The organism is Trinickia sp. Y13 (genome assembly GCF_029522115.1).
Taxonomy (GTDB): Bacteria; Pseudomonadota; Gammaproteobacteria; order Burkholderiales; family Burkholderiaceae; genus Trinickia.
Window position 1 is genome coordinate 151,167 of record NZ_JAKWFK010000011.1, and the last position, 21,167, is coordinate 172,333.

The following is a 21,167-nucleotide window of genomic DNA, read 5'->3' on the forward strand; positions in this document are numbered from 1 at the left end:
CGGGTGCATGCACAGCAACACAACAAAAAAGGGTGAGGGCCGACCGCCGACGGCGGTGGCGCTCCCACCCTTTTCTTCTTCTCGCCGGGAAACCCGGCGGTTATTCGTTCACGGTGGCGCTCAATGCAAGCCGGCGACGTAATCGGCGACCGCTTTGATCTCATTGTCCGACAACCGCGACGCGATGCCGTGCATCGCATCGTTGTTGTTCCGAGCGCCGGGGCCTTGCGCAAACGCATGGAGCTGAGCAACCGTATAGTCGGCCCACTGCCCCGAAATGCGCGGGTACTGCACCGGGATGCCCGATCCCGTCGGCCCATGGCAGCTCGCGCAGGCCGGCACGCCTTTGTCGGCGATACCCGCACGATAAATCTTTTGCCCGACGGGCACCGTGGCTGCGTCGTGCGCAACGCCGGGCTTGGGCGTTTGCCCCGCGAAATACGCGGCTACGTTGACCATGTCGCTATCGGAGAGCGCTGCCGCCATCCCGGCCATGATCGGATTGCTGCGAGCGGCCGCCTGCGCGCCCGCTTGCACTTTGAAGTCTTTCAACTGCTTGACGAGATAGGCTTCATGCTGCCCCGCCAACTTCGGAAACGACCCGCTCGCGCTGTTGCCGTCCGCGCCGTGACAAGAGGCGCACACTTGCGTCGCAATCGCCTGCCCCCGATTGATGTCCGGCTTCGGTGAATCCGCCGCTCGCGTTTGCGCTGCCCACCCCAATAAACTTGCTGCTGCCACGACCTGAAGCACCTGCAAAGACTTGCACAGTCGATTCATTCGCACACCCGGTTTCTGTCTTGTGAGAATAGAGTGCCCTCAAACGCCCGGTTTCCGGGCCCGCCCGAATAGGCGGCAGGATCGCCAAGCGGCCCGGCGATGTCCCAGAGAGGTCAATGCAAAAACGGCGACCCGTTGCCGCTAAAAGCCACGCGGCTAAAAGCTCGAAGCGCTTGCGTGATGCGGGCAAACACAGCGGCCGGTCGTCAGTAAACCGTCGTATTGTACAATAACTCGCTAACCGCCAAGACGCCAGTCGGGCATCCCCCGGCGCTCATGAGCGCCGCCACTCGGGCGTTGCACACGCTCTCCTTCCTGTCTCGCCATGGCCTTCCTGTTGCATCAAGCCCGCTTCTACACGACCGTCAATCACCTGCGCGACCTGCCCGCCACGGTCCAGCCCGAGATCGCCTTCGCGGGCCGCTCGAACGCCGGCAAATCGACGGCCATCAACATTTTGTGCAACCAAAAGCGGCTCGCGTTCGCGAGTAAAACGCCAGGGCGCACGCAGCATATCAACTACTTCAGCGTGGGGCCGGAAATCGAGCCGGTCGGGTACCTCGTCGATCTGCCAGGCTACGGCTACGCCGAAGTGCCCGGCGCGGCCAAGGCGCACTGGGAAGCGCTGCTTTCGAGTTACCTGCAAAGCCGCGCCCAGCTTCGCGGCATGATCTTGATGATGGATGCCCGCAGGCCGTTGACGGAGCTGGACAAACGCATGATCGAATGGTTTGCGCCGACCGGCAAACCGATCCACAGCTTGCTGACCAAATGCGACAAACTGACGCGACAAGAATGCACCAACGCACTGCGCGCAACGGAGAAAGGGTTTGCCGAATATCGGGCGGCAGGCTATGCGGGCGAACTCAGCGCCCAATTGTTTTCGGCGCTCAAACGCGTGGGGCTCGACGAAGCGCACGCCCGGATCGAAGGCTGGTTGGCGACGGGCGCGATGAGCGGCGCGACCGATTGACGCCGTCGCACGGAGGCCGATGCGCGCAGAGCGCGCCCATGCGGCATATCGCCACGGCAACCGCGGCTGAAAACGACGGGAAAGCGCGATAAAAAAACCCGCCGAACATCGGCGGGTCAAACAGCCTAATCGAAAAACGACAGGCACCCGCTCAGGGAGGAGAAGCGGGGAGGTCCGCCGCGTGTGCCTTTCGGCGGCACGCGCTTCGCTCGATCGCTATCATATACCATTGTTTGCCAGAGCATTTGCGCCGGCTTGATCGGCGTTTTCCGCCAATCCGATAGCGATTCCACCCTATGAGCTTCTATCCGCACCACCGCCCGCGCCGCATGCGCCGCGACGATTTCTCGCGCCGTCTCATGCGCGAAAACACGCTGACGACGAACGACCTCATCTACCCGGTCTTCATCGTCGACGGCAACAATGTACGTCACGCGGTCCCCTCGATGCCGGGCGTGGAGCGCGTATCGGTCGACTTGCTCATGCCTGTGGCTGAAGCGTGCGTTGAGCTTGGGGTGCCGGTTCTGTCGCTGTTTCCGGCCATCGAGCCTTCGCTGAAAACGCCCGACGGTCGCGAAGCCACCAACCCCGAGGGGTTGATTCCGCGGGCGGTGCGCGAACTCAAGCGGCGCTTTCCCGAACTCGGCGTGCTGACGGACGTAGCGCTCGATCCCTACACGAGCCACGGTCAAGACGGTGTCCTGGACGAGGCCGGTTACGTCCTCAACGACGAGACGGTGGAGATTCTGGTCGAGCAGGCGCGCGCGCAGGCCGAGGCGGGCGTGGACATTGTCGCTCCATCCGACATGATGGATGGGCGCATCGGAGCGCTGCGCGAAATGCTGGAAAGCGAGGGACACATTTACACGCGCATCATGGCCTATGCGGCCAAATACGCGTCGGCGTTCTATGGGCCGTTCCGCGATGCGGTGGGATCGGCGACGAACCTCGGCAAAAGCAACAAGATGACGTACCAGATGGATCCGGCCAACTCGGACGAAGCGCTGCGCGAAGTGCGGCTCGACATCGAGGAAGGCGCGGACATGGTGATGGTCAAGCCCGGCATGCCGTATCTGGACATCGTGCGGCGCGTGAAGGACGAATTCAGGTTCCCGACCTATGTCTACCAGGTGAGCGGCGAGTACGCGATGCTCAAGGCGGCCGCGCAAAACGGTTGGCTCGATCACGACAAAGTGATGCTGGAGTCGCTGCTTGCATTCAAGCGTGCGGGCGCCGATGGGGTGTTGACGTACTTCGCGCTCGATGCCGCGCGACTGCTGCGGGCGCTAAAGTAGGAGAACCGAGCACCCGGTACTGCCCGATGCGGTCATTGCCTCTCGCACGAATTGCAGGCAAGGGCCGCGAACGGTTACTACGTCAACGGGTCGCGAGGTAGGCGATGGAGCGCGGTCGCCGCATCGAAGCGGCGCACCGGACGATGCCCGAGGGCGGGACCCGCGCCGCGTTAGCGCTTGACGCAGTCAATCCCGTAAAAAAGGCGCATCACTCTCATCTCCCGGCGTGATTTTCGACGCGGCCGCAAAAAAGCGGCCGACGGATTGGTCGGCCAATACGGTTGTTTCGCGGGAACCCAGAACGACGGCGGACGCGCGCCCAGTCTCGCTAACTGAACGCGGACGCGACTCGATCAAGGCTACGCAAGAAGGTATCGGCCGACTCATAGCCGACGACACGCAGCACTTCTTTCCCGTTCCGATCAAAGAAAATGATGCCCGGCGGGCCGAACAGATCGAAGCGCTTTAGCAACGCCCGATCGTCGACATTATTCGCCGTGACGTCCGCACGCAGCAATTGCAGTTGCGCCAAACGCGCTTGCACACGTTTATCCGAGAATGTGAAGCGCTCCATTTCCTTGCAACTCACGCACCAGTCCGCATAGAAGTCGAGCATGGCTGGTCGAGCTGCAGTCTTGAGCAGCGCATCCAACTTCGCCGAAGATTGGACGGGCGCAAAAGCCGCCGGGGTCGGCACGGACCCAGCCGCCGTGGCGGATTCGCCGCCAACGCGCGCAGCCAACACGGCTAGCGGCCGCACGGGGTCGTTGGAGCCGGCAGCAAGGCCAACGAGCAGCACCGCAGCCCAAATGGCCATCCCGGCGCCAAGGCCGCGGCCCAACCGGCGCCAAATAGATGCCCCGCCCGTATTCGGCGTGAACAAGCCCAATGCGGCCGCCGCGACCAACAGCCACACGGCCGCGAGCAGCATTTGCGGCGCCGCGGACAATACCGGCCAAACGATCCAGAGGGCCGCCGCCAACAGCACGACGCCAAAAAACACCTTCACGCCATCCATCCATGCGCCGGCACGCGGCAGCAGCGTACCCGCGCCGAGGCCGATGATCAGCAGGGGTACACCAAGACCCAACCCCATGGAAAACAAAGCAAACCCGCCAAGGACCGCGTTGCCCGTATGCGCGATGAACGCCAAGACTGCGAAGAGCGGCGCCGTCATGCATGCGCCGACGACAAGCGCCGAGAGCGCCCCCATCGCCGCCACGGCCGCGAACGTGCCGCCTGAGCGACGGCTCGAGGCCTGCGATACGCTATCTTGCCAGCGCTGCGGCAGCACGAGATCGACGCCCGCGATCAACGTCAGCGCAAACGCCGTCAACAACACCCCGAAGGCGCCCAGCACCCAGGGATTCTGCAGCCACGCGCCGAGCGATTGGCCGACGAGCGCCGCCGCGATGCCAAGCGCGGTGTATACGAGCGCCATGCCGATGACGTACGCCAGCGACAGCGCGAAGCCGCGACGGTGCGACACTTTGCCGCCCTGCCCGATGATGATCGCCGACACGATCGGAATCATCGGATAGGAGCAAGGTAGCAGGCTAAGCACGAGGCCCGCCACGAAATAGAGCCCCACCGTAGCGGCGAAGCTACCGCCTTGCAGCAGCGATTGTGCGTAATCGGCACTCGTCACGCGCTCGTACCACGAGCCGCGCTGCGTGCCGGATACGCTCGCTCGAGCGCTCCCGCCGGTATCCGCGCTAGCGCTCAGCGCCGCGCCGCTCACGCGATAGACGTGCTCCGCGGGAGGATAGCAAATGCCCGCGTCGGCACAGCCCTGCGAGGTCACCACTAGGTCGAACGGTCCCGAGGCGGCTTGCACGGGCACGCGAACGGTCAAATCGCCGCGGTAGGTTTCGACGTTCTTTTGAAAGGTCGGATCGAATTTGACGTGGCCCGCCGGCAACTGCGCGGCGCCCAGCGTAGCGGAACCGCCTTTGACGGCGAACTGGAACCGTTCTCGATACAGGTAATAGCCGTCGGCGATCTTGAAATGAACATCGACCTCGTGCGGCGTTTCGTCCGCATTGAAGCGAAACGCCACGGACGGGTCGAGGAAATCGTCGGCGTGGGCGAGGCTGGCATGCCCCGCCCCAAGGCAAACGCATGCGATGACGAGCAATACCAGGCGCGAGAAAAATCGCGTCGGATCGAGAAGCGGGCTAAACATGTGTCGTTCTATGCGTTTCGGTCTCCACCCATTGCGCGTAGCCGCTCGATGCGGCGGTCTGCCACGAGAGGACTTCGGGTGTTTCGTACGGATGGTTAGCAAGAATAAGTTGCTCGAGTTCATGCGCCCGCATAGCGCTTGTCTTGAACAACAACTGGATCTCCTCGGCCGTTTCGACCTGCCCCTTCCAGCGATAACGAGAGCGCACGGCGCCAAGCTCGGTCACACAAGCGCTCAGACGCTGGTCGAGCGCCATCTGCGCAAGCCGTTGCGCCGATTCCTTGTCGGGTACAGTGGTGAGCATCAGCACGACGGGCAACGACACGACGGAGCACCTTGGAAGCGGTGAATATGCCGCTATGCTATCACCGACGCTGCGCACACCGCCCGCGCCGCGATCGACGCCGCCAAGGTCTTTTCGACCTGTGCCCCCTCGGCTCACGCAGCCCCGACCAAGTGGAATGCGCCCTAGATATGCAAAAAGGGCCAAGCTTGCGCTTGGCCCTTCTGCTGAATAACGAGGGCACGCGCCTAAGCGCGTAGCACCGCTTATTCCGCGTCTTGCACTTCTTCCGCTTCCACCGGCTCCGGACGATCGAGCAATTCGACGAGCGCCATCGGTGCGTTATCGCCAACACGGAAACCGAATTTCAGGATACGGAGGTAGCCACCCGGACGGTTCGCGAAACGCGGGCCCAGAACGTCGAACAGCTTCGTGACCGAATCGCGGTCGCGCAGGCGGTTGAACGCGAGGCGACGGTTGGCGAGCGAGGGCTTCTTGCCGAGCGTGATGAGGGGCTCGACGACTTTGCGGAGTTCTTTCGCCTTCGGCAGCGTCGTCTTGATGACTTCGTGCTCGATCAGCGAGTTGGACATGTTACGGAGCATTGCCAAACGGTGGCTGCTCGTGCGGTTCAGTTTCCGCAGACCATGACGGTGACGCATTTCAGTTCCTTGATTCGAAGTTTTGATCCAGCTCTTCTATCGTCCCACCGCGAAACGCCGCTAGCGATGAAGACACGGGCCGGTATGAAAAAAAGACAAGACGCGGATTTTAAAGGAAAATCCGCGCCTTCGCCAGACGTTGAGGCGCTCGCGCCCCAACACCGTTACTTGTCGAGACCGGCCGGCGGCCAGTTTTCGAGCTTCATGCCGAGCGTCAAACCGCGCGAAGCGAGCACTTCCTTGATCTCGTTCAGCGACTTGCGGCCCAGATTCGGCGTCTTGAGCAGTTCGTTTTCCGTGCGCTGGATCAGATCGCCGATGTAGTAGATGTTCTCCGCCTTCAGGCAATTGGCCGAGCGCACCGTCAACTCGAGATCGTCGACCGGACGCAGCAGGATCGGATCGATCTGCGGTGCACGCGACGGCGCTTCCGCAGCGGCTTCCGTGCCTTCCAGCGCGGCGAACACCGCCAGCTGATCGACGAGAATCCGCGCCGATTGACGAATCGCTTCCTCGGGCGAGATGACGCCGTTGGTTTCGATGTTCATCACGAGCTTATCGAGGTCGGTCCGTTGCTCGACGCGCGCGCTTTCCACCGCGTAGCTCACGCGGCGAACCGGCGAGAACGACGCGTCGAGCACGATGCGGCCGATGATCTTGGCCGTTTCCTCACCGTAGCGGCGCACGTTGCCCGGCACGTAGCCACGGCCCTTCTCGACCTTGATCTGTACATCGAGCTTGCCGCCCTTGGACAGATGCGCGACGACGTGATCGGGGTTGATCACTTCGCAATCGTGCGGCAGTTCGATGTCGCGAGCCGTTACGAGGCCTTCGCCTTCCTTACGCAGCGTAACCGTGACTTCATCGCGGTTATGCAGCTTGAACACGACGCCCTTCAGGTTCAGCAGCAGGTTGACGACGTCTTCCTGCACGCCGTCGAGCGTGGAGTACTCATGCACAACGCCCGCGATCGTCACTTCGGTCGGGGCATAGCCGACCATCGACGACAACAGGACGCGCCGCAGCGCGTTGCCCAAAGTGTGGCCGTAACCGCGTTCGAACGGTTCCATGACCACCTTCGCGTGGCTTTCGCCCAGCGATTCGACAGCAATGATTTTGGGCTTCAACAAACTGGTTTGCATAGGTTTTCCTTTTCAATACCCTCGGCTCGTTACACCGATAAGGCTGACCGGTAACACCCTAAAAATAAACAGCCGAGGTACACCCTTGCGCAACGCAATCGAGGTACCCCGGCCGTATATACAATTAGCGCGAATACAATTCGACGATCAGGCTTTCGTTGATGTCGCCGGCGATATCGCTACGTTCCGGCATTTGCTTGAACGTGCCTTCGAACTTCTTCGCATCGACCGCCACCCAGCTGGGCAGGCCGCCTTGCTCGGCAAGCGACAGGGCTTCGAGAATGCGCGCTTGCTTCTTGGCTTGTTCGCGCACCGAAATGACGTCGCCCGCCTTCACTTGCAGCGAGGGGATGTTGGCAACTTGGCCGTTCACCGTGATCGCCTTGTGGCTCACGAGCTGACGCGCTTCTGCGCGCGTCGAACCGAAGCCCATGCGATAGACGACGTTGTCCAGACGCGACTCGAGCAATTGCAGCAGGTTCTCACCCGTGTTGCCCTTGCGGCGATCGGCCTCGGCGAAGTAGCGGCGGAACTGACGCTCGAGCACGCCGTAGATGCGCTTCACTTTTTGCTTCTCGCGAAGCTGTGTGCCGTAGTCGGACGTACGTGCGCCCGATGTGCGGCCGTGCTGGCCCGGCTTGCTGTCGAGCTTGCACTTGTCGGCGAGCGAGCGACGCGCGCTCTTGAGGAACAGATCGGTGCCTTCACGGCGGGACAACTTGGCTTTAGGGCCGGTATAGCGTGCCACTTTGCATTCCTTCTATGTTTAGTCACGCAAACTTGCGTCTGCGCTAGTTCGTACCCGGGGTGGGTCGAACGGTGGACTTAGTCAAACAATCAACATACGCAAATAGCCTGCTGGCGCACGAGTGCGCCAGCAGGCGTCATACTGGCGCGCGTCTTAGATGCGACGGCGCTTCGGCGGACGGCAGCCGTTGTGCGGAACGGGCGTCACGTCGGAGATTGCCGTGATCTTGATACCCAGACCATGCAATGCACGCACCGCCGATTCGCGACCGGGGCCAGGGCCCTTGATCCGCACTTCGAGGTTCTTCACGCCGTATTCCATCGCCACGCGACCGGCCGACTCCGCCGCAACCTGAGCCGCGAACGGCGTCGACTTGCGCGAGCCCTTGAAGCCCTGGCCGCCCGAGGTCGCCCAAGCAAGCGCGTTGCCTTGACGATCGGTGATCGTGATGATGGTGTTGTTGAACGACGCGTGAACGTGAACCACGCCCTCGGCGACGTTCTTCTTGACCTTCTTGCGAACGCGTTGCGCCGCGGTGTTGTTCGAAGCCTTAGCCATTACGTTTTCCTGTAACTGTCAGTCGCGCTTATTTCTTCAGCGATTGGGCAGCGCGGCGCGGACCCTTGCGCGTACGTGCGTTCGTGCGCGTACGTTGGCCACGCAGGGGCAGGCCCTTGCGATGACGCACACCGCGATAGCAGCCGAGGTCCATCAGGCGCTTGATGTTCATCGTCACTTCACGGCGCAAATCGCCTTCGACGACAAACTTGCCGACTTCGTCACGCAGCTTCTCGAGATCCGCGTCCGACAGGTCTTTGACCTTCTTGGTCGTGTCGACGCCCGCCGCTTCGCAAATCTTTTGCGAACGCGTGATACCGATCCCGTAGATCGCCGTCAGGCCGATCTTCGTGTGCTTATGGTTCGGGATGTTCACCCCTGCAATACGAGCCATTGTTTTTCCTCAAACAAAAAGCGCAAGCAAAAGCGCGGCGTTCAGCCTTGGCGCTGTTTGTGGCGCGGATCAGAGCTGCAAATCACGCGCACGACGCCTTTGCGCTTGATGATCTTGCAATTGCGGCAAATGCGCTTAACCGATGCCATCACTTTCATGATATTACCCTTTTTTCAAATCACTTCGCCCGGAACACGATCCGCGCACGCGACAGATCGTAAGGCGTCAATTCAACCGTCACCTTGTCGCCAGGAAGGATGCGGATGTAGTGCATACGCATCTTTCCCGAAATATGTCCCAACACGACATGGCCGTTTTCCAGCTTCACGCGGAAGGTAGCATTGGGCAGGTTCTCGATCACCTCGCCCTGCATCTGGATTACATCGTCTTTGGCCATAAGTCCTTTCACCGCATCGGGATGTTGCTGCCGCCCTTGAAGTTCGCCTTCTTGAGCAACGACTCATACTGTTGCGACATAACGTACGACTGCACCTGCGCCATGAAGTCCATTGTGACGACGACAATGATCAGCAGCGACGTTCCGCCAAAATAAAACGGCACGTTCCAGCGCAGCACCAAAAACTCCGGCAGCAAACAGACGAACACGATATAGATCGCACCGGCCAGCGTCAGACGCGTCAGGATGCGGTCGATATACCGCGCGGTCTGATCGCCGGGGCGGATACCCGGAACGAACGCACCGCTCTTTTTCAGGTTGTCGGCCGTCTCTCTGCTGTTGAACACCAACGCGGTGTAGAAGAAGCAGAAAAAGACGATCGCCAACGCGTACAACAATACGTACACGGGCTGGCCAGGCTTTATCGCTTCGGCCACGTTGTGCAGCGTATCGGTGAGCCAGCTGCCGCGCGTACCCGAGCTGAACCAATTCAGGATCGTTGCCGGGAACAGGATGATCGACGATGCGAAGATCGGCGGAATCACGCCCGACATGTTCAGCTTGAGCGGCAGGTGCGACGACTGCCCGCCATAAATCTTGTTACCGACTTGGCGCTTCGCGTAGTTCACGAGAATCTTGCGTTGGCCGCGCTCGATGAAGACGACGAGATACGTCACCGCCGCGATCAGCGCCACCACCACGATTGCCGTGAACGGGTGCATCGAACCCGATTGCACGAGCGAAACCAGCCCGCCCACGGCATTCGGGAAACCCGCCGCGATCCCGCCGAAGATGATGATCGAGATGCCGTTGCCGAGCCCGCGCTCCGTGATCTGCTCGCCGAGCCACATCAGGAACATCGTGCCCGTCACGAGCGTCACCACCGTCGTCAGGCGAAACACCATACCCGGATCGATCACCAGGCCCGGCTGGTTCTCGAGCGCCACGGCAATGCCGAACGCTTGGAACGTAGCGAGCACCACGGTGAACACCCGCGTGTACTGCGTAATCTTGCGCTGTCCGGCCTGGCCTTCCTTCTTCAACGCTTCGAGCTGCGGCGACACGATCGCGAGCAACTGCATGATGATCGAGGAGGAGATATACGGCATGATCCCCAACGCGAAAATCGTGAATCGCGACAGTGCGCCACCCGAGAACATGTTGAACATGCCCAGGATGCCGCCCGATTGGCTCTGGAAAAGCTTCGCCAACTGATCCGGGTCGATGCCCGGCACCGGAATATGCGCGCCGACACGGTAGACGATCAGCGCCAGCAGCAGGAACACTGCCCGCCGACGCAGATCGCCGAACTTCGCCGTGCTTCGACCGGTTTTTGCGAGACTCGGGCTGTTAGCCAAGTACCTTCTCCGATACAAATGCCATTGACGGCAATCGGTCTTTCACGCGTTCGAAAGCCGCTTACTCGGCGAACGAGCCGCCGGCCGCTTCGATCGCGGCGCGCGCACCCTTCGTCGCACCGAGGCCCTTCACGACGATCTTGCGCGAGATCTCGCCCGTGGCGATGATCTTGGCGCTCTTCGTCAGTTCGCTCACGAGGCCCGCTTGCTTCAGCGCGAGCAGGTCGATTTCGTCGACCGGCAACGCTTGCAAATCGCGCAGACGCACTTCGCCGACGAATTCCTTCGTCAACGACGTGAAGCCGCGCTTGGGCAAACGACGTTGCAGCGGCATTTGACCGCCTTCGAAGCCGACCTTGTGAAAGCCGCCCGAGCGCGATTTCTGACCTTTGTGACCGCGGCCGGCCGTCTTGCCCAGGCCGGAGCCGATGCCACGGCCGACGCGACGCTTCGCGTGCTTGGCGCCATCAGCCGGCTTCAGGTTGTTCAATTCCATATTCAACTCCTCGAGTCCCTGAACCGTGTTAAGCGATGACCTTAACAAGGTACGAAACCTTGTTGATCATGCCGCGCACAGCGGGCGTGTCTTGCAGTTCGCTGACCGAGTTGAGTCGGCGCAGGCCCAGGCCACGCACCGTGGCACGGTGCGATTCGCGGGTCCCAATCAGGCTCTTGACGAGCTGAACCTTGACAGTTTTATCAGACATGGTGACCACCTAGGCATTAGCCCAAAATTTCTTCGACCGACTTGCCGCGCTTCGCAGCGATGTCAGCCGCCGTCGACTGCTTGCGCAGCCCGTCGAGCGTCGCACGCACGAGGTTGTACGGGTTCGTCGAACCGTGGCTCTTCGCGACGACGTTTTGCACGCCCATCACGTCGAACACCGCACGCATCGGGCCGCCGGCGATCACGCCCGTACCGTCCTTCGCCGGAGCGAGCATGACAGCGGACGCGCCATGCTTGCCGTGCACCTCATGTTGCAGCGTGCCGTTCTTCAGGGGCACCTTGAACATGTTGCGGCGGGCTTGCTCCATTGCCTTTTGCACGGCAACGGGCACTTCCTTCGCCTTACCCTTGCCCATGCCGACGCGGCCATCGCCATCGCCAACCACGGTCAGTGCGGCGAAACCGAGAATCCGGCCACCCTTCACGACCTTGGTCACGCGATTGACCGAGATCATCTTTTCACGAAGGCCGTCGTCGCGTTCGTCAGCCTGAACTTTCGCTTGCATCTTTGCCATGACGAATTCCTTCCCTTAGAACTTGAGCCCGGCTTCGCGCGCCGCATCGGCCAGCGCTTTCACACGGCCGTGGTAGCGAAAGCCCGAGCGATCGAAGGCGACGGATTCGACGCCGGCAGCCTTGGCTTTTTCAGCGATACGCTTGCCGATCAACGTGGCGGCAGCGATGTTACCGCCTTTGCCCGACTGGTCGGCCAGTTGCGCACGCACTTCAGCTTCGAGCGTCGACGCGCTGGCGAGCACCTTGGTGCCGCAAGGCGAGAACACTTGCGCGTAGATGTGCGTGTTCGTGCGATGCACGGCAAGGCGCGCGACCTGCAGTTCGGCGATCTTGATACGCGTCTGACGAGCGCGGCGCAGGCGAGATTGAGTCTTATCCATGATTGCGCACCCTTACTTCTTCTTCGTTTCTTTGAGGATCACCACCTCGTCGGCATAGCGCACGCCCTTGCCCTTATAGGGCTCAGGCGGACGGTAGCCGCGCACTTCGGCAGCGACTTGGCCGACCTTCTGCTTGTCGATCCCCTTGATCACGATTTCCGTTTGCGACGGGGTTTCTGCCTTCACGCCTTCCGGCATTTGGTGCACCACAGGGTGCGAGAAACCCAGCGACAGATTCAGCTTGTCGCCTTGCGCTTGCGCACGATAACCAACGCCGACGAGCGTAAGCTTGCGCTCGAAACCCTTCGTCACGCCGTGCACCATGTTCGCGACGATCGCGCGCATCGTGCCAGACATTGCGTTCGCCTCGCGGCTCTCGTCCACCGGCTCAAACTTCAGGAATGCACCGTCGACGACGATGTTCACGAGCTTGTTCAGCGGCAGCGAAATCGTACCGAGTGCGCCCTTCACCGTGATCAGGCCGTCTGCGACCTTCACTTCGGCGCCAGCGAGCGCGACCGGGCTCTTACCTACTCGAGACATGTTTCTTCTCCTCTTTCGGCGTTAAGCGACGTAGCAGATGACTTCGCCGCCGACGCCAGTGGCGCGGGCCTTGCGGTCGGTCATCACACCCTTGGGCGTCGAGACGATCGCCACGCCGAGGCCGTTCATGACCTGCGGGATGTCGTTACGACCGCGGTACACGCGCAGGCCAGGCTTCGAGACGCGCTCGAGGCGCTCGATGACCGGACGGCCAGCGTAGTACTTCAACGCAATGTTCAACTCCGACTTCGCGCCTTCCGACTTCACGGCGAAATCGTCGATATAGCCTTCGTCCTTCAGGACCTGGGCAATCGCCACTTTGACCTTCGACGAGGGCATCGTCACCGAGACCTTCTCGACCATCTGCGCGTTGCGGATGCGAGTCAGCATATCGGCGATAGGATCACTCATGCTCATTTATGTTTCTCCTATTACCAGCTCGCCTTGGTCAGGCCGGGGATCTCGCCGCGGAATGCGATTTCGCGAATCTTGTTACGCGCAAGTCCGAACTTGCGGAACGTGCCACGCGGACGGCCCGTGATCGCGCAGCGATTGCGCTTGCGCGTCGGGTTCGCGTTACGGGGCAGTTGTTGCAGCTCGAGACGGGCTGCATAGCGCTCTTCTTCCGACTTCGATTGGTCGTCGATGATCGCCTTCAGCGCTTCGCGCTTCGGTGCGAACTTCGCAGCCAGGCGGGCGCGCTTCTTTTCACGTTCGATCAGTGCCAGTTTAGCCACGGTAACCTCAGTTTCTGAACGGGAACTTGAAGCTGGCGAGCAGTGCCTTGGCTTCTTCGTCGGTCTTCGCGGTGGTGGTGATGCTGATGTTCAGCCCACGCAGCGCGTCGATCTTGTCGTAGTCGATCTCGGGGAAAATGATCTGCTCTTTCACACCGATGTTGTAGTTGCCGCGACCGTCGAACGCACGACCCGACACACCACGGAAGTCGCGCACGCGCGGCAGCGCCACCGTGACGAAACGATCGAGGAATTCGTACATCGCTTGACCACGCAGCGTGACCATCGCGCCGATCGGGTAGCCCTGACGGATCTTGAAGCCCGCGATTGCCTTGCGAGCCTTCGTCACCACCGGCTTTTGACCCGCGATCTTCGTCAGATCGCCCACGGCGTTTTCGATGATCTTCTTGTCAGCGACGGCTTCGCCAAGACCCATGTTCAGGGTGATCTTGGTGATGCGCGGCACTTCCATGACCGACTTGTAGCCGAACTTTTCGGTAAGGCCGGGAACGACCTTCTCTTTGTAAAACTCTTGCAAACGAGCCATTTTTATACTCCGCAGCGTCAGGCGCTCAGCACGGCACCGGTCGTCTTCAGGAAGCGCACTTTCTTGCCGTCCTCGACCTTGATGCCAACACGCGAGCCTTTGCCGTTCGCGTCAACGAGCGCAACGTTCGAAATGTGCAGCGGCATCGTCTTCGCTTCCACGCCACCGGTCGTACCCTTCATCGGGTTCGGCTTGACATGTTTCTTGACGAGATTGATGCCTTCCACCGTCACGCGATCATCCGCGACGGCCAGCACGACGCCGCGCTTGCCCTTGTCCTTGCCGGTGATGACGAGAACTTCGTCACCTTTGCGAATCTTGTTCATCGCGACTCCTTACAGCACTTCGGGCGCCAGCGAAACGATCTTCATGAACCGTTCGCTACGCAACTCACGCGTGACCGGCCCGAAAATGCGGGTACCGATAGGCTCGAGCTTGGTATTCAACAGGACGGCGGCATTGCCGTCGAACTTGATCAGCGAGCCGTCTTGGCGACGCACGCCCTTGGCGGTGCGAACCACCACTGCGTTGTAGATTTCGCCTTTCTTCACGCGCCCGCGCGGCGTTGCCTCTTTGACGCTCACCTTGATGATGTCGCCGATGTTGGCATAACGACGCTTCGAGCCGCCGAGCACCTTGATGCACATGACTTCACGCGCACCCGTGTTGTCGGCCACTTCAAGCCGAGATTCGGTCTGGATCATGGTTTATCTTTCCCAACTTAATCCGCCTGCACCACCATGGTTCAGCCGGTCAGTCTTGGTCCCGTCAGCCAATCGGCTGCTTGGGTTAGAACAGCAGCGACGGCAACGAAACCGCCATCGCAATCGAGTGATTCATTCGGAGCGAGCTGACGCCCTTCCGCTTCCCTTCCACTTCGCCCGCAACGGATCCCATAAAGAGGGAAGACCGAGATTATATCAAACAATCTCGGTCTTGCAAGCTAAATCTACTGCGATTTCAACGACTTCTACTGCTCAGCCGCGCTAGCCTCAAATGACACGTGCGGCTTCGACAAGGCGGGACACCGTCCAGGCTTTCGTCTTGGAGATCGGACGCGTTTCCTGGATTTCGACGAGGTCGCCCTCGTTGTACGTGTTCGCATCATCGTGAGCGTGATACTTCTTCGAGCGCACGACGTACTTGCCGTAGATCGGGTGCTTCACGCGATGCTCGACGAGCACGGTAACCGTCTTGTCCATCTTGTTGCTGACGACCTTGCCGACCAGCGTCCGCTTGAGCGAGGTTTTTACGCTATCGTTCATTTCTGGTTCGCCTTCTCGGTCAGGACGGTCCGCACACGCGCGATGTCACGACGAACCTTCTTCAGCTGGCTCGTGTTGGTGAGCTGCTGCGTCGCGAGTTGCATGCGCAGGCCGAATTGCGCTTTCAACAGGTCCGACAGCTCCTTGTTGAGCGCGGCCTTGTCTTTCTGGTGAAGTTCGGAAGCCTTCATCGTTTACTCCTTAGGCGCCAAGCTGACGAACGATGAACGTCGTCTTCAGCGGCAGCTTCGCTGCAGCCAGACGGAACGCCTCACGCGCCAACTCTTCGGATACGCCATCCATTTCGTACAGCATCTTGCCCGGCTGGATCTCTGCGACGTAGTACTCGGGGTTACCTTTACCGTTACCCATCCGTACTTCAGCCGGCTTTTGCGAGATCGGCTTGTCCGGGAAAATGCGGATCCAGATGCGGCCGCCGCGCTTGATGTGACGCGTCATGGCACGACGCGCCGCTTCGATTTGACGCGCGGTCAGGCGGCCGCGACCGATAGCCTTGAGGCCGAATTCACCGAACGACACGGCGTTGCCGCGTGTCGCGATACCGGTGTTACGCCCCTTTTGCTCTTTGCGATACTTCCTGCGTTTCGGTTGCAGCATCGTTATTCTCCAGTCTTGCCGTCGCCGCCAGCATTGCCACCGGCGGCGCCACGACGCGGCGCACCACGGCGAGCACCCGCGGGCGCGCCACCTTCACCGTCACGGCGCGGACGGCGATCGCCCGGCCGTGCGTTACGGCGCGGACGCTTGTCTTCCGGCGCTTCTTCGACGACCGGCGCTTCATTGCGGCCCAGCGTGTCGCCCTTGTAGACCCACACCTTCACACCGATGATGCCGTACGTCGTCTTCGCTTCCGACGTTGCGTAGTCGATATCGGCCCGCAGCGTATGCAGGGGCACGCGACCTTCGCGGTACCACTCCGTACGCGCGATTTCGATGCCGTTCAGACGCCCGGCGCTCATGATCTTGATGCCTTGGGCGCCAAGACGCATCGCGTTTTGCATCGCACGCTTCATCGCGCGGCGGAACATGATCCGGCGCTCGAGCTGTTGCGTGATCGAATCGGCGATCAGTTGCGCATCGGTTTCCGGCTTGCGGATTTCCTCGATGTTCACGTGCACGGGCACGCCCATGCGCTTTTGCAACTCGGACTTGAGCAGCTCGATGTCCTCGCCCTTCTTGCCGATAACGACGCCCGGACGCGAGCTGTAAATCGTGATGCGCGCGTTCTTCGCCGGACGCTCGATGACGATGCGGCCGACCGAAGCGTTCTTCAGCTTCTTCTTCAGATACTCACGAACACCGATGTCTTCCTGGAGCATCGCGGCGAAATTGTTGTTGCTCGCGTACCAACGCGACGCCCAATTCCGCTTGACGGCCAGACGGAAGCCAGTCGGATGAATTTTCTGTCCCATCGTATGACCCCTTAATTCCCGACCGTCACAGTGATGTGACAGGATTGCTTCTCGATGCGGTTGCCGCGCCCTTTGGCGCGTGCGGTGAACCGCTTCAGCGAGGCGGCCTTGTCGACGTAGATGCTCTTGATCTTGAGCTCGTCGATGTCGGCGCCCTCGTTGTGCTCCGCATTCGCGATTGCCGACAGCACAACCTTCTTCACGATGCCAGCCGCCTTCTTCGGCGAGAACGTCAGGACGTTCAGCGCCTTGTCGACCGGCAAACCGCGGATCTGGTCAGCCACAAGGCGCGTTTTCTGCGCCGAGATGCGGGCACCGCGATGAATTGCTTTCACTTCCATCTTGATTGCCCCTTATTTCTTGGCCTTCTTGTCGGCCGCGTGACCCTTGAACGTACGGGTCAGTGCGAACTCGCCAAGCTTGTGGCCGACCATGTTTTCCGAGACGTACACCGGAACGTGTTGACGGCCGTTATGCACGGCGATCGTCAGACCGATGAAATCCGGGAGAATCGTCGAGCGACGCGACCAGGTCTTGATCGGCTTTTTGTCGCGCGAAGCTGCAGCCGCCTCAACTTTCTTCAGCAAATGGGCGTCGCAGAACGGACCTTTTTTTACAGAACGTGCCATTGCCTACTCCTTAACGCTTGTGACGGCGCTGGACGATCATCGTCGTCGTGCGCTTGTTGCGACGGGTACGATAGCCCTTCGTCTGCTGGCCCCACGGGCTCACCGGATGGCGACCGGCAGCAGTACGGCCCTCACCACCACCATGCGGGTGATCGACCGGGTTCATCGCCACGCCACGCACCGTCGGGCGGATACCGCGCCAGCGGTTCGCGCCAGCCTTACCGATTTGACGCAGGCTGTGCTCTTCGTTGCCCACTTCGCCGATGGTTGCCCGGCACTCGATATGCACGCGGCGGATTTCGCCCGAACGCAGACGAACCTGCGCGTACATGCCTTCACGTGCCAACAGCATTGCCGAGGTGCCCGCCGAACGCGCAATTTGCGCGCCCTTGCCCGGCAACATCTCGATGCAGTGGATCGTCGTACCGACCGGGATGTTGCGGATCGGCAGCGTGTTGCCCGCGCGAATCGGCGCTTCGGAGCCCGACATCAGTTGTTGACCGACCGTCATGCCTTTCGACGCGATGATGTAGCGACGTTCGCCGTCGGCGTACAGCACCAGCGCGATGTTCGCGCTACGGTTCGGGTCGTACTCGAGACGCTCGACCTTGGCCGGAATGCCGTCCTTCGTGCGACGGAAATCGACGACGCGATAGTGTTGCTTATGACCACCGCCTTGATGGCGCGTCGTCACGTGACCGTTGTTGTTACGGCCGGCAGCCTTGCTCTGCGGTTCGAGCAACGCAGCGTGCGGCTTGCCCTTGTGCAGATCCTTGTTGACCACCTTGACCATCGCGCGGCGACCCGGCGAGGTCGGCTTAACTTTTACGATTGCCATGATTACTTGGCCTCCGCTTCAAAGTTGATTTCCTGGCCGGGCTTCAGGCAGACGTACGCCTTCCTCACGTCCTTGCGCTTACCCATGAAACGGCCAAAGCGCTTAGCCTTACCCTTCACGTTCAGCACATTGACGGAATTGACTTCCACCTTGAACAGCAGCTCAACAGCGGCCTTAACTTCCTGCTTCGTCGCATCGGGGGCGATTTCGAACACGACTTGCTCGTTCTTGTCGGCCACCAGCGTCGCCTTTTCGGAGATCACCGGCGCGAGCAGGACCTGCATCAAACGATGATCGTTCTTGCGAATCTCGCTCATGACAGCAACTCCTCGATCTGGGCGACCGCTGCCTTCGTGATCAATACTTTCTTGAAGTAGATCAGCGACAGCGGATCGGCGTAACGCGGCTCGACAACGGCCACGTGGGCCAGATTGCGCGACGCGAGGTACAGGTTCTCGTCAACCGTGTCGGTGATGACCAGCACGGACTCGAGGCCCATGGCCTTGAACTTTTCGGCCAGCAGCTTCGTCTTCGGCGCTTCGAGGACGATATCCTCGACGACCGACAGGCGGCCTTCGCGTGCGAGCTGCGAGAAGATCGAGCAGAGACCTGCGCGATGCATCTTCTTGTTGACCTTGTGCGAGAAATTTTCTTCGGGCGAGTTCGGGAAAATCCGACCACCGCCACGCCACAACGGGCTCGACGACATACCGGCGCGGGCACGGCCCGTGCCCTTTTGGCGCCACGGCTTCTTCGTCGTGTGCTTGACTTGCTCGCGATCCTTCTGCGCGCGGTTGCCGCTACGGGCATTGGCTTGATAAGCCACCACGACCTGGTGAATCAGCGCTTCGTTGTAGTCACGGCCGAACACGACGTCCGACGCGTTCACGCCCGAGCCTTCTTGACCATTAGCGTTGAGGAGCTTCAGTTCCATTATTTCGCTCCTTTCGCGGCACGCGTTTTCACTGCCGGCGTCACGAACACTTTGCCGCCCTTCGCGCCGGGGATCGCGCCCTTGACGAGCAACAGCTTGCGATCGGCGTCGATACGAGCGATTTCGAGGTTTTGCACCGTAACCGTATCGTCACCCATGTGACCCGTCATGCGCTTGCCGGGGAACACGCGACCCGGATCTTGCGCCATACCGATCGAACCGGGGACGTTGTGCGAACGCGAGTTACCGTGCGAGGCGCGGCCCGAGGCGAAGTTGTAACGCTTGATGGTGCCGGCGTAGCCCTTACCGATCGACACGCCTTGCACATCGATCTTTTGGCCGACTTCGAAGATATCGACACCGATCACGGCGCCGGCGGACAGCTCGGCAGCCTTTGCGGCATCGATCTTGAATTCCTTCAGAATTTCACCGGCTTGCACGCCGGCTTTGGCGAGGTGACCTGCCAGCGGCTTCGTCACACGCGATGCACGGCGCGTACCGAATGCCACTTGAACGGCGGTGTAGCCATCCGTTTCAACGGTCTTGATCTGCGCCACGCGGTTGTCGGACACGTCCAACACGGTAACGGGAATCGAGTCCCCATCTGCCGTGAAGATACGGGTCATGCCAACCTTGCGACCTACGAGTCCAAGGCTCATCGTTTTCTCCATTCCCGACTGCGATTGGCCGGGGCTAATTTACAAAATGTCGACATCAGCAGGCCCGCTTGCCGCGAGCCGCACCGCTTTGTGCCGCATCGCCGCGCACGAACTGACACCAACTTTTTACGCAAATACGCGAAAAGCCTTGCATTATAGCCAGGCTTTCCGTTTCTCGCAAGCAATCAAAGACTTATCACCGCACCCCTGCGGCTGCGGTGACGCGAACCTTATTGCAGCTTGATTTCGACGTCGACGCCAGCCGGCAAATCGAGCTTCATCAGCGCGTCGACCGTCTTGTCCGTCGGATCGACGATGTCCATCAGGCGTTGGTGCGTGCGAATTTCGAGCTGATCGCGCGACGTCTTGTTGACGTGCGGCGAACGCAGAATGTCGAAGCGTTGAATGCGGGTAGGCAGCGGCACGGGGCCACGAACGATCGCACCAGTCCGCTTCGCGGTATCGACGATCTCGGCTGCCGATTGATCGATCAGACGGTAGTCGAAAGCCTTCAGGCGAATACGGATTTTCTGGTTTTGCATGACGATTCCTTCGAAAGAGCGAGGCGGTTTTGCACCGCCGAATTAAGAAAAGAACAAGGACTTGGGCGCCTCCCGGGGAGGGCGCGCCCAAGCCCGGGCGCATTCTACTGCGATATTGCTAAGGCCGTCGATGTTACTCGATGATCTTGGCCACGACACCGGCGCCGACGGTACGACCGCCTTCGCGAATGGCGAAGCGCAGGCCTTCTTCCATGGCGATCGGGGCGATCAGCTTGACCGTGATTGCCACGTTGTCGCCCGGCATCACCATTTCCTTGTCCTTCGGCAACTCGATCGAGCCCGTCACGTCCGTCGTACGGAAGTAGAACTGCGGACGGTAGTTGTTGAAGAACGGCGTGTGACGGCCGCCTTCGTCCTTGCTCAGCACGTACACTTCAGCCGTGAAGTGCGTGTGCGGCGTGATCGAGCCGGGCTTGGCCAACACTTGGCCACGCTCCACGTCTTCGCGCTTCGTGCCACGCAGCAAGATACCGACGTTGTCGCCCGCTTGACCTTGGTCCAGCAGCTTGCGGAACATTTCCACGCCCGTGCAGGTCGTCTTCACCGTCGGCTTGATACCGACGATTTCGATTTCCTCGCCAACCTTGATCACGCCACGCTCGACCCGGCCCGTTACCACCG

At 60.7% G+C, this 21,167-nt stretch carries 35 protein-coding genes; 2 read left to right on the forward strand and 33 right to left on the reverse strand.

All coding sequences use genetic code 11. The annotated features are described in order from the left end of the window. Window positions 1-120: 120 nt before the first annotated feature. Window positions 121-780: a c-type cytochrome gene (locus MMB74_RS19735; protein WP_277430359.1), complete on the reverse strand. Its 660-nt coding sequence runs from the start codon at window positions 778-780 to the stop codon at window positions 121-123. A gap of 325 nt (window positions 781-1,105) precedes the next feature. On the opposite strand from MMB74_RS19735, the gene yihA reads away from it, so the two are divergent. Together yihA and hemB are read left to right on the forward strand one after the other, a co-directional pair. Beyond that, window positions 1,106-1,753 (forward strand): ribosome biogenesis GTP-binding protein YihA/YsxC, encoded by a 648-nt coding sequence (yihA, locus tag MMB74_RS19740; protein WP_277430360.1) that lies wholly within the window; start codon window positions 1,106-1,108, stop codon window positions 1,751-1,753. 296 nt (window positions 1,754-2,049) lie between these two features. Next, a complete protein-coding gene (hemB, locus tag MMB74_RS19745; RefSeq protein WP_277430361.1) occupies window positions 2,050-3,048 on the forward strand; it encodes a porphobilinogen synthase in 999 nt (332 codons plus the stop codon). 328 nt (window positions 3,049-3,376) lie between these two features. Here the strand turns inward: hemB and dsbD are convergent, their stop codons facing one another. From dsbD to MMB74_RS19905, 32 genes are all read right to left on the reverse strand, one after another. Beyond that, window positions 3,377-5,233 carry a protein-disulfide reductase DsbD gene (gene dsbD / locus MMB74_RS19750; RefSeq protein WP_277430362.1) on the reverse strand — a complete coding sequence of 619 codons (1,857 nt, stop codon included), beginning with the start codon at window positions 5,231-5,233 and terminating at the stop codon, window positions 3,377-3,379. After that, window positions 5,226-5,552: a divalent-cation tolerance protein CutA gene (cutA, locus tag MMB74_RS19755; RefSeq protein WP_277430383.1), complete on the reverse strand. Its 327-nt coding sequence runs from the start codon at window positions 5,550-5,552 to the stop codon at window positions 5,226-5,228. The genes dsbD and cutA overlap by 8 nt, the downstream gene beginning before the upstream one ends. Before the next feature lie 230 nt (window positions 5,553-5,782). Then, complete coding sequence (gene rplQ / locus MMB74_RS19760) at window positions 5,783-6,178, reverse strand: 50S ribosomal protein L17 (RefSeq protein ID WP_173256852.1); 396 nt, start codon at window positions 6,176-6,178, stop codon at window positions 5,783-5,785. 164 nt (window positions 6,179-6,342) lie between these two features. Beyond that, entirely contained in the window at window positions 6,343-7,320 is a 978-nt protein-coding gene (rpoA, locus tag MMB74_RS19765) for a DNA-directed RNA polymerase subunit alpha (RefSeq protein WP_277430363.1), read from the reverse strand. A 124-nt stretch (window positions 7,321-7,444) separates the two neighbouring features. Next, window positions 7,445-8,068 carry a 30S ribosomal protein S4 gene (gene rpsD / locus MMB74_RS19770; protein WP_277430364.1) on the reverse strand — a complete coding sequence of 208 codons (624 nt, stop codon included), beginning with the start codon at window positions 8,066-8,068 and terminating at the stop codon, window positions 7,445-7,447. A gap of 153 nt (window positions 8,069-8,221) precedes the next feature. Then, window positions 8,222-8,626, reverse strand: coding sequence for a 30S ribosomal protein S11 (gene rpsK, locus MMB74_RS19775; RefSeq protein ID WP_017777173.1), 405 nt, complete (start codon window positions 8,624-8,626; stop codon window positions 8,222-8,224). Window positions 8,627-8,654: 28 nt separating this feature from the next. Then, complete coding sequence (gene rpsM / locus MMB74_RS19780) at window positions 8,655-9,020, reverse strand: 30S ribosomal protein S13 (RefSeq protein ID WP_277430365.1); 366 nt, start codon at window positions 9,018-9,020, stop codon at window positions 8,655-8,657. A 41-nt stretch (window positions 9,021-9,061) separates the two neighbouring features. Then, window positions 9,062-9,178 (reverse strand): 50S ribosomal protein L36, encoded by a 117-nt coding sequence (gene rpmJ, locus MMB74_RS19785; protein ID WP_004199844.1) that lies wholly within the window; start codon window positions 9,176-9,178, stop codon window positions 9,062-9,064. A 20-nt stretch (window positions 9,179-9,198) separates the two neighbouring features. Then, window positions 9,199-9,417: a translation initiation factor IF-1 gene (gene infA / locus MMB74_RS19790; protein ID WP_004521905.1), complete on the reverse strand. Its 219-nt coding sequence runs from the start codon at window positions 9,415-9,417 to the stop codon at window positions 9,199-9,201. 8 nt (window positions 9,418-9,425) lie between these two features. Then, window positions 9,426-10,775 carry a preprotein translocase subunit SecY gene (gene secY, locus MMB74_RS19795; RefSeq protein WP_277430366.1) on the reverse strand — a complete coding sequence of 450 codons (1,350 nt, stop codon included), beginning with the start codon at window positions 10,773-10,775 and terminating at the stop codon, window positions 9,426-9,428. 61 nt (window positions 10,776-10,836) lie between these two features. Beyond that, on the reverse strand, window positions 10,837-11,271 hold the full coding sequence (rplO, locus tag MMB74_RS19800) for a 50S ribosomal protein L15 (RefSeq protein WP_277430367.1): 435 nt from the start codon (window positions 11,269-11,271) through the stop codon (window positions 10,837-10,839). Window positions 11,272-11,299: 28 nt separating this feature from the next. Then, on the reverse strand, window positions 11,300-11,482 hold the full coding sequence (gene rpmD / locus MMB74_RS19805; protein ID WP_102645119.1) for a 50S ribosomal protein L30: 183 nt from the start codon (window positions 11,480-11,482) through the stop codon (window positions 11,300-11,302). A gap of 16 nt (window positions 11,483-11,498) precedes the next feature. Next, entirely contained in the window at window positions 11,499-12,017 is a 519-nt protein-coding gene (rpsE, locus tag MMB74_RS19810; protein WP_277430368.1) for a 30S ribosomal protein S5, read from the reverse strand. Window positions 12,018-12,032: 15 nt separating this feature from the next. Beyond that, window positions 12,033-12,398 (reverse strand): 50S ribosomal protein L18, encoded by a 366-nt coding sequence (gene rplR, locus MMB74_RS19815; protein WP_102645117.1) that lies wholly within the window; start codon window positions 12,396-12,398, stop codon window positions 12,033-12,035. A gap of 12 nt (window positions 12,399-12,410) precedes the next feature. Continuing rightward, window positions 12,411-12,941: a 50S ribosomal protein L6 gene (gene rplF, locus MMB74_RS19820; RefSeq protein ID WP_277430369.1), complete on the reverse strand. Its 531-nt coding sequence runs from the start codon at window positions 12,939-12,941 to the stop codon at window positions 12,411-12,413. 21 nt (window positions 12,942-12,962) lie between these two features. Next, the gene (gene rpsH / locus MMB74_RS19825; protein WP_133661206.1) at window positions 12,963-13,358 is read right to left on the reverse strand and encodes a 30S ribosomal protein S8; all 396 of its coding nucleotides are present in this window, start codon (window positions 13,356-13,358) and stop codon (window positions 12,963-12,965) included. A gap of 14 nt (window positions 13,359-13,372) precedes the next feature. Next, window positions 13,373-13,678, reverse strand: coding sequence for a 30S ribosomal protein S14 (gene rpsN / locus MMB74_RS19830; RefSeq protein ID WP_085228311.1), 306 nt, complete (start codon window positions 13,676-13,678; stop codon window positions 13,373-13,375). A gap of 7 nt (window positions 13,679-13,685) precedes the next feature. After that, the gene (gene rplE, locus MMB74_RS19835; RefSeq protein WP_277430370.1) at window positions 13,686-14,225 is read right to left on the reverse strand and encodes a 50S ribosomal protein L5; all 540 of its coding nucleotides are present in this window, start codon (window positions 14,223-14,225) and stop codon (window positions 13,686-13,688) included. 17 nt (window positions 14,226-14,242) lie between these two features. Next, entirely contained in the window at window positions 14,243-14,551 is a 309-nt protein-coding gene (gene rplX / locus MMB74_RS19840) for a 50S ribosomal protein L24 (protein WP_277430371.1), read from the reverse strand. A gap of 9 nt (window positions 14,552-14,560) precedes the next feature. Beyond that, window positions 14,561-14,929 carry a 50S ribosomal protein L14 gene (gene rplN, locus MMB74_RS19845; RefSeq protein ID WP_102645112.1) on the reverse strand — a complete coding sequence of 123 codons (369 nt, stop codon included), beginning with the start codon at window positions 14,927-14,929 and terminating at the stop codon, window positions 14,561-14,563. Between the two features lie 288 nt (window positions 14,930-15,217). Further along, window positions 15,218-15,490, reverse strand: a complete 273-nt coding sequence (gene rpsQ, locus MMB74_RS19850) for a 30S ribosomal protein S17 (RefSeq protein WP_102611090.1) — start codon at window positions 15,488-15,490, stop codon at window positions 15,218-15,220. Then, complete coding sequence (gene rpmC / locus MMB74_RS19855; RefSeq protein ID WP_075159014.1) at window positions 15,487-15,681, reverse strand: 50S ribosomal protein L29; 195 nt, start codon at window positions 15,679-15,681, stop codon at window positions 15,487-15,489. Before rpmC ends, rpsQ begins: the two co-directional genes overlap by 4 nt. A gap of 10 nt (window positions 15,682-15,691) precedes the next feature. Further along, entirely contained in the window at window positions 15,692-16,108 is a 417-nt protein-coding gene (rplP, locus tag MMB74_RS19860) for a 50S ribosomal protein L16 (protein ID WP_102611091.1), read from the reverse strand. A gap of 2 nt (window positions 16,109-16,110) precedes the next feature. Beyond that, a complete protein-coding gene (rpsC, locus tag MMB74_RS19865; RefSeq protein WP_277430372.1) occupies window positions 16,111-16,923 on the reverse strand; it encodes a 30S ribosomal protein S3 in 813 nt (270 codons plus the stop codon). A gap of 11 nt (window positions 16,924-16,934) precedes the next feature. Then, window positions 16,935-17,264 carry a 50S ribosomal protein L22 gene (gene rplV / locus MMB74_RS19870; RefSeq protein ID WP_004199272.1) on the reverse strand — a complete coding sequence of 110 codons (330 nt, stop codon included), beginning with the start codon at window positions 17,262-17,264 and terminating at the stop codon, window positions 16,935-16,937. Between the two features lie 12 nt (window positions 17,265-17,276). Beyond that, a complete protein-coding gene (gene rpsS / locus MMB74_RS19875; protein ID WP_035554748.1) occupies window positions 17,277-17,552 on the reverse strand; it encodes a 30S ribosomal protein S19 in 276 nt (91 codons plus the stop codon). A gap of 10 nt (window positions 17,553-17,562) precedes the next feature. Beyond that, the gene (gene rplB / locus MMB74_RS19880) at window positions 17,563-18,390 is read right to left on the reverse strand and encodes a 50S ribosomal protein L2 (protein ID WP_277430373.1); all 828 of its coding nucleotides are present in this window, start codon (window positions 18,388-18,390) and stop codon (window positions 17,563-17,565) included. A 2-nt stretch (window positions 18,391-18,392) separates the two neighbouring features. Further along, window positions 18,393-18,707 (reverse strand): 50S ribosomal protein L23, encoded by a 315-nt coding sequence (rplW, locus tag MMB74_RS19885; protein WP_277430374.1) that lies wholly within the window; start codon window positions 18,705-18,707, stop codon window positions 18,393-18,395. Continuing rightward, window positions 18,704-19,324 carry a 50S ribosomal protein L4 gene (gene rplD / locus MMB74_RS19890; RefSeq protein WP_277430375.1) on the reverse strand — a complete coding sequence of 207 codons (621 nt, stop codon included), beginning with the start codon at window positions 19,322-19,324 and terminating at the stop codon, window positions 18,704-18,706. Before rplD ends, rplW begins: the two co-directional genes overlap by 4 nt. After that, entirely contained in the window at window positions 19,324-19,983 is a 660-nt protein-coding gene (gene rplC, locus MMB74_RS19895; RefSeq protein WP_277430376.1) for a 50S ribosomal protein L3, read from the reverse strand. Before rplC ends, rplD begins: the two co-directional genes overlap by 1 nt. A gap of 230 nt (window positions 19,984-20,213) precedes the next feature. Next, a complete protein-coding gene (rpsJ, locus tag MMB74_RS19900) occupies window positions 20,214-20,525 on the reverse strand; it encodes a 30S ribosomal protein S10 (protein WP_006998489.1) in 312 nt (103 codons plus the stop codon). A gap of 133 nt (window positions 20,526-20,658) precedes the next feature. Continuing rightward, the coding region (locus tag MMB74_RS19905) for an EF-Tu/IF-2/RF-3 family GTPase (protein ID WP_277430377.1) at window positions 20,659-21,167 on the reverse strand (509 nt) is incomplete at its 5' end.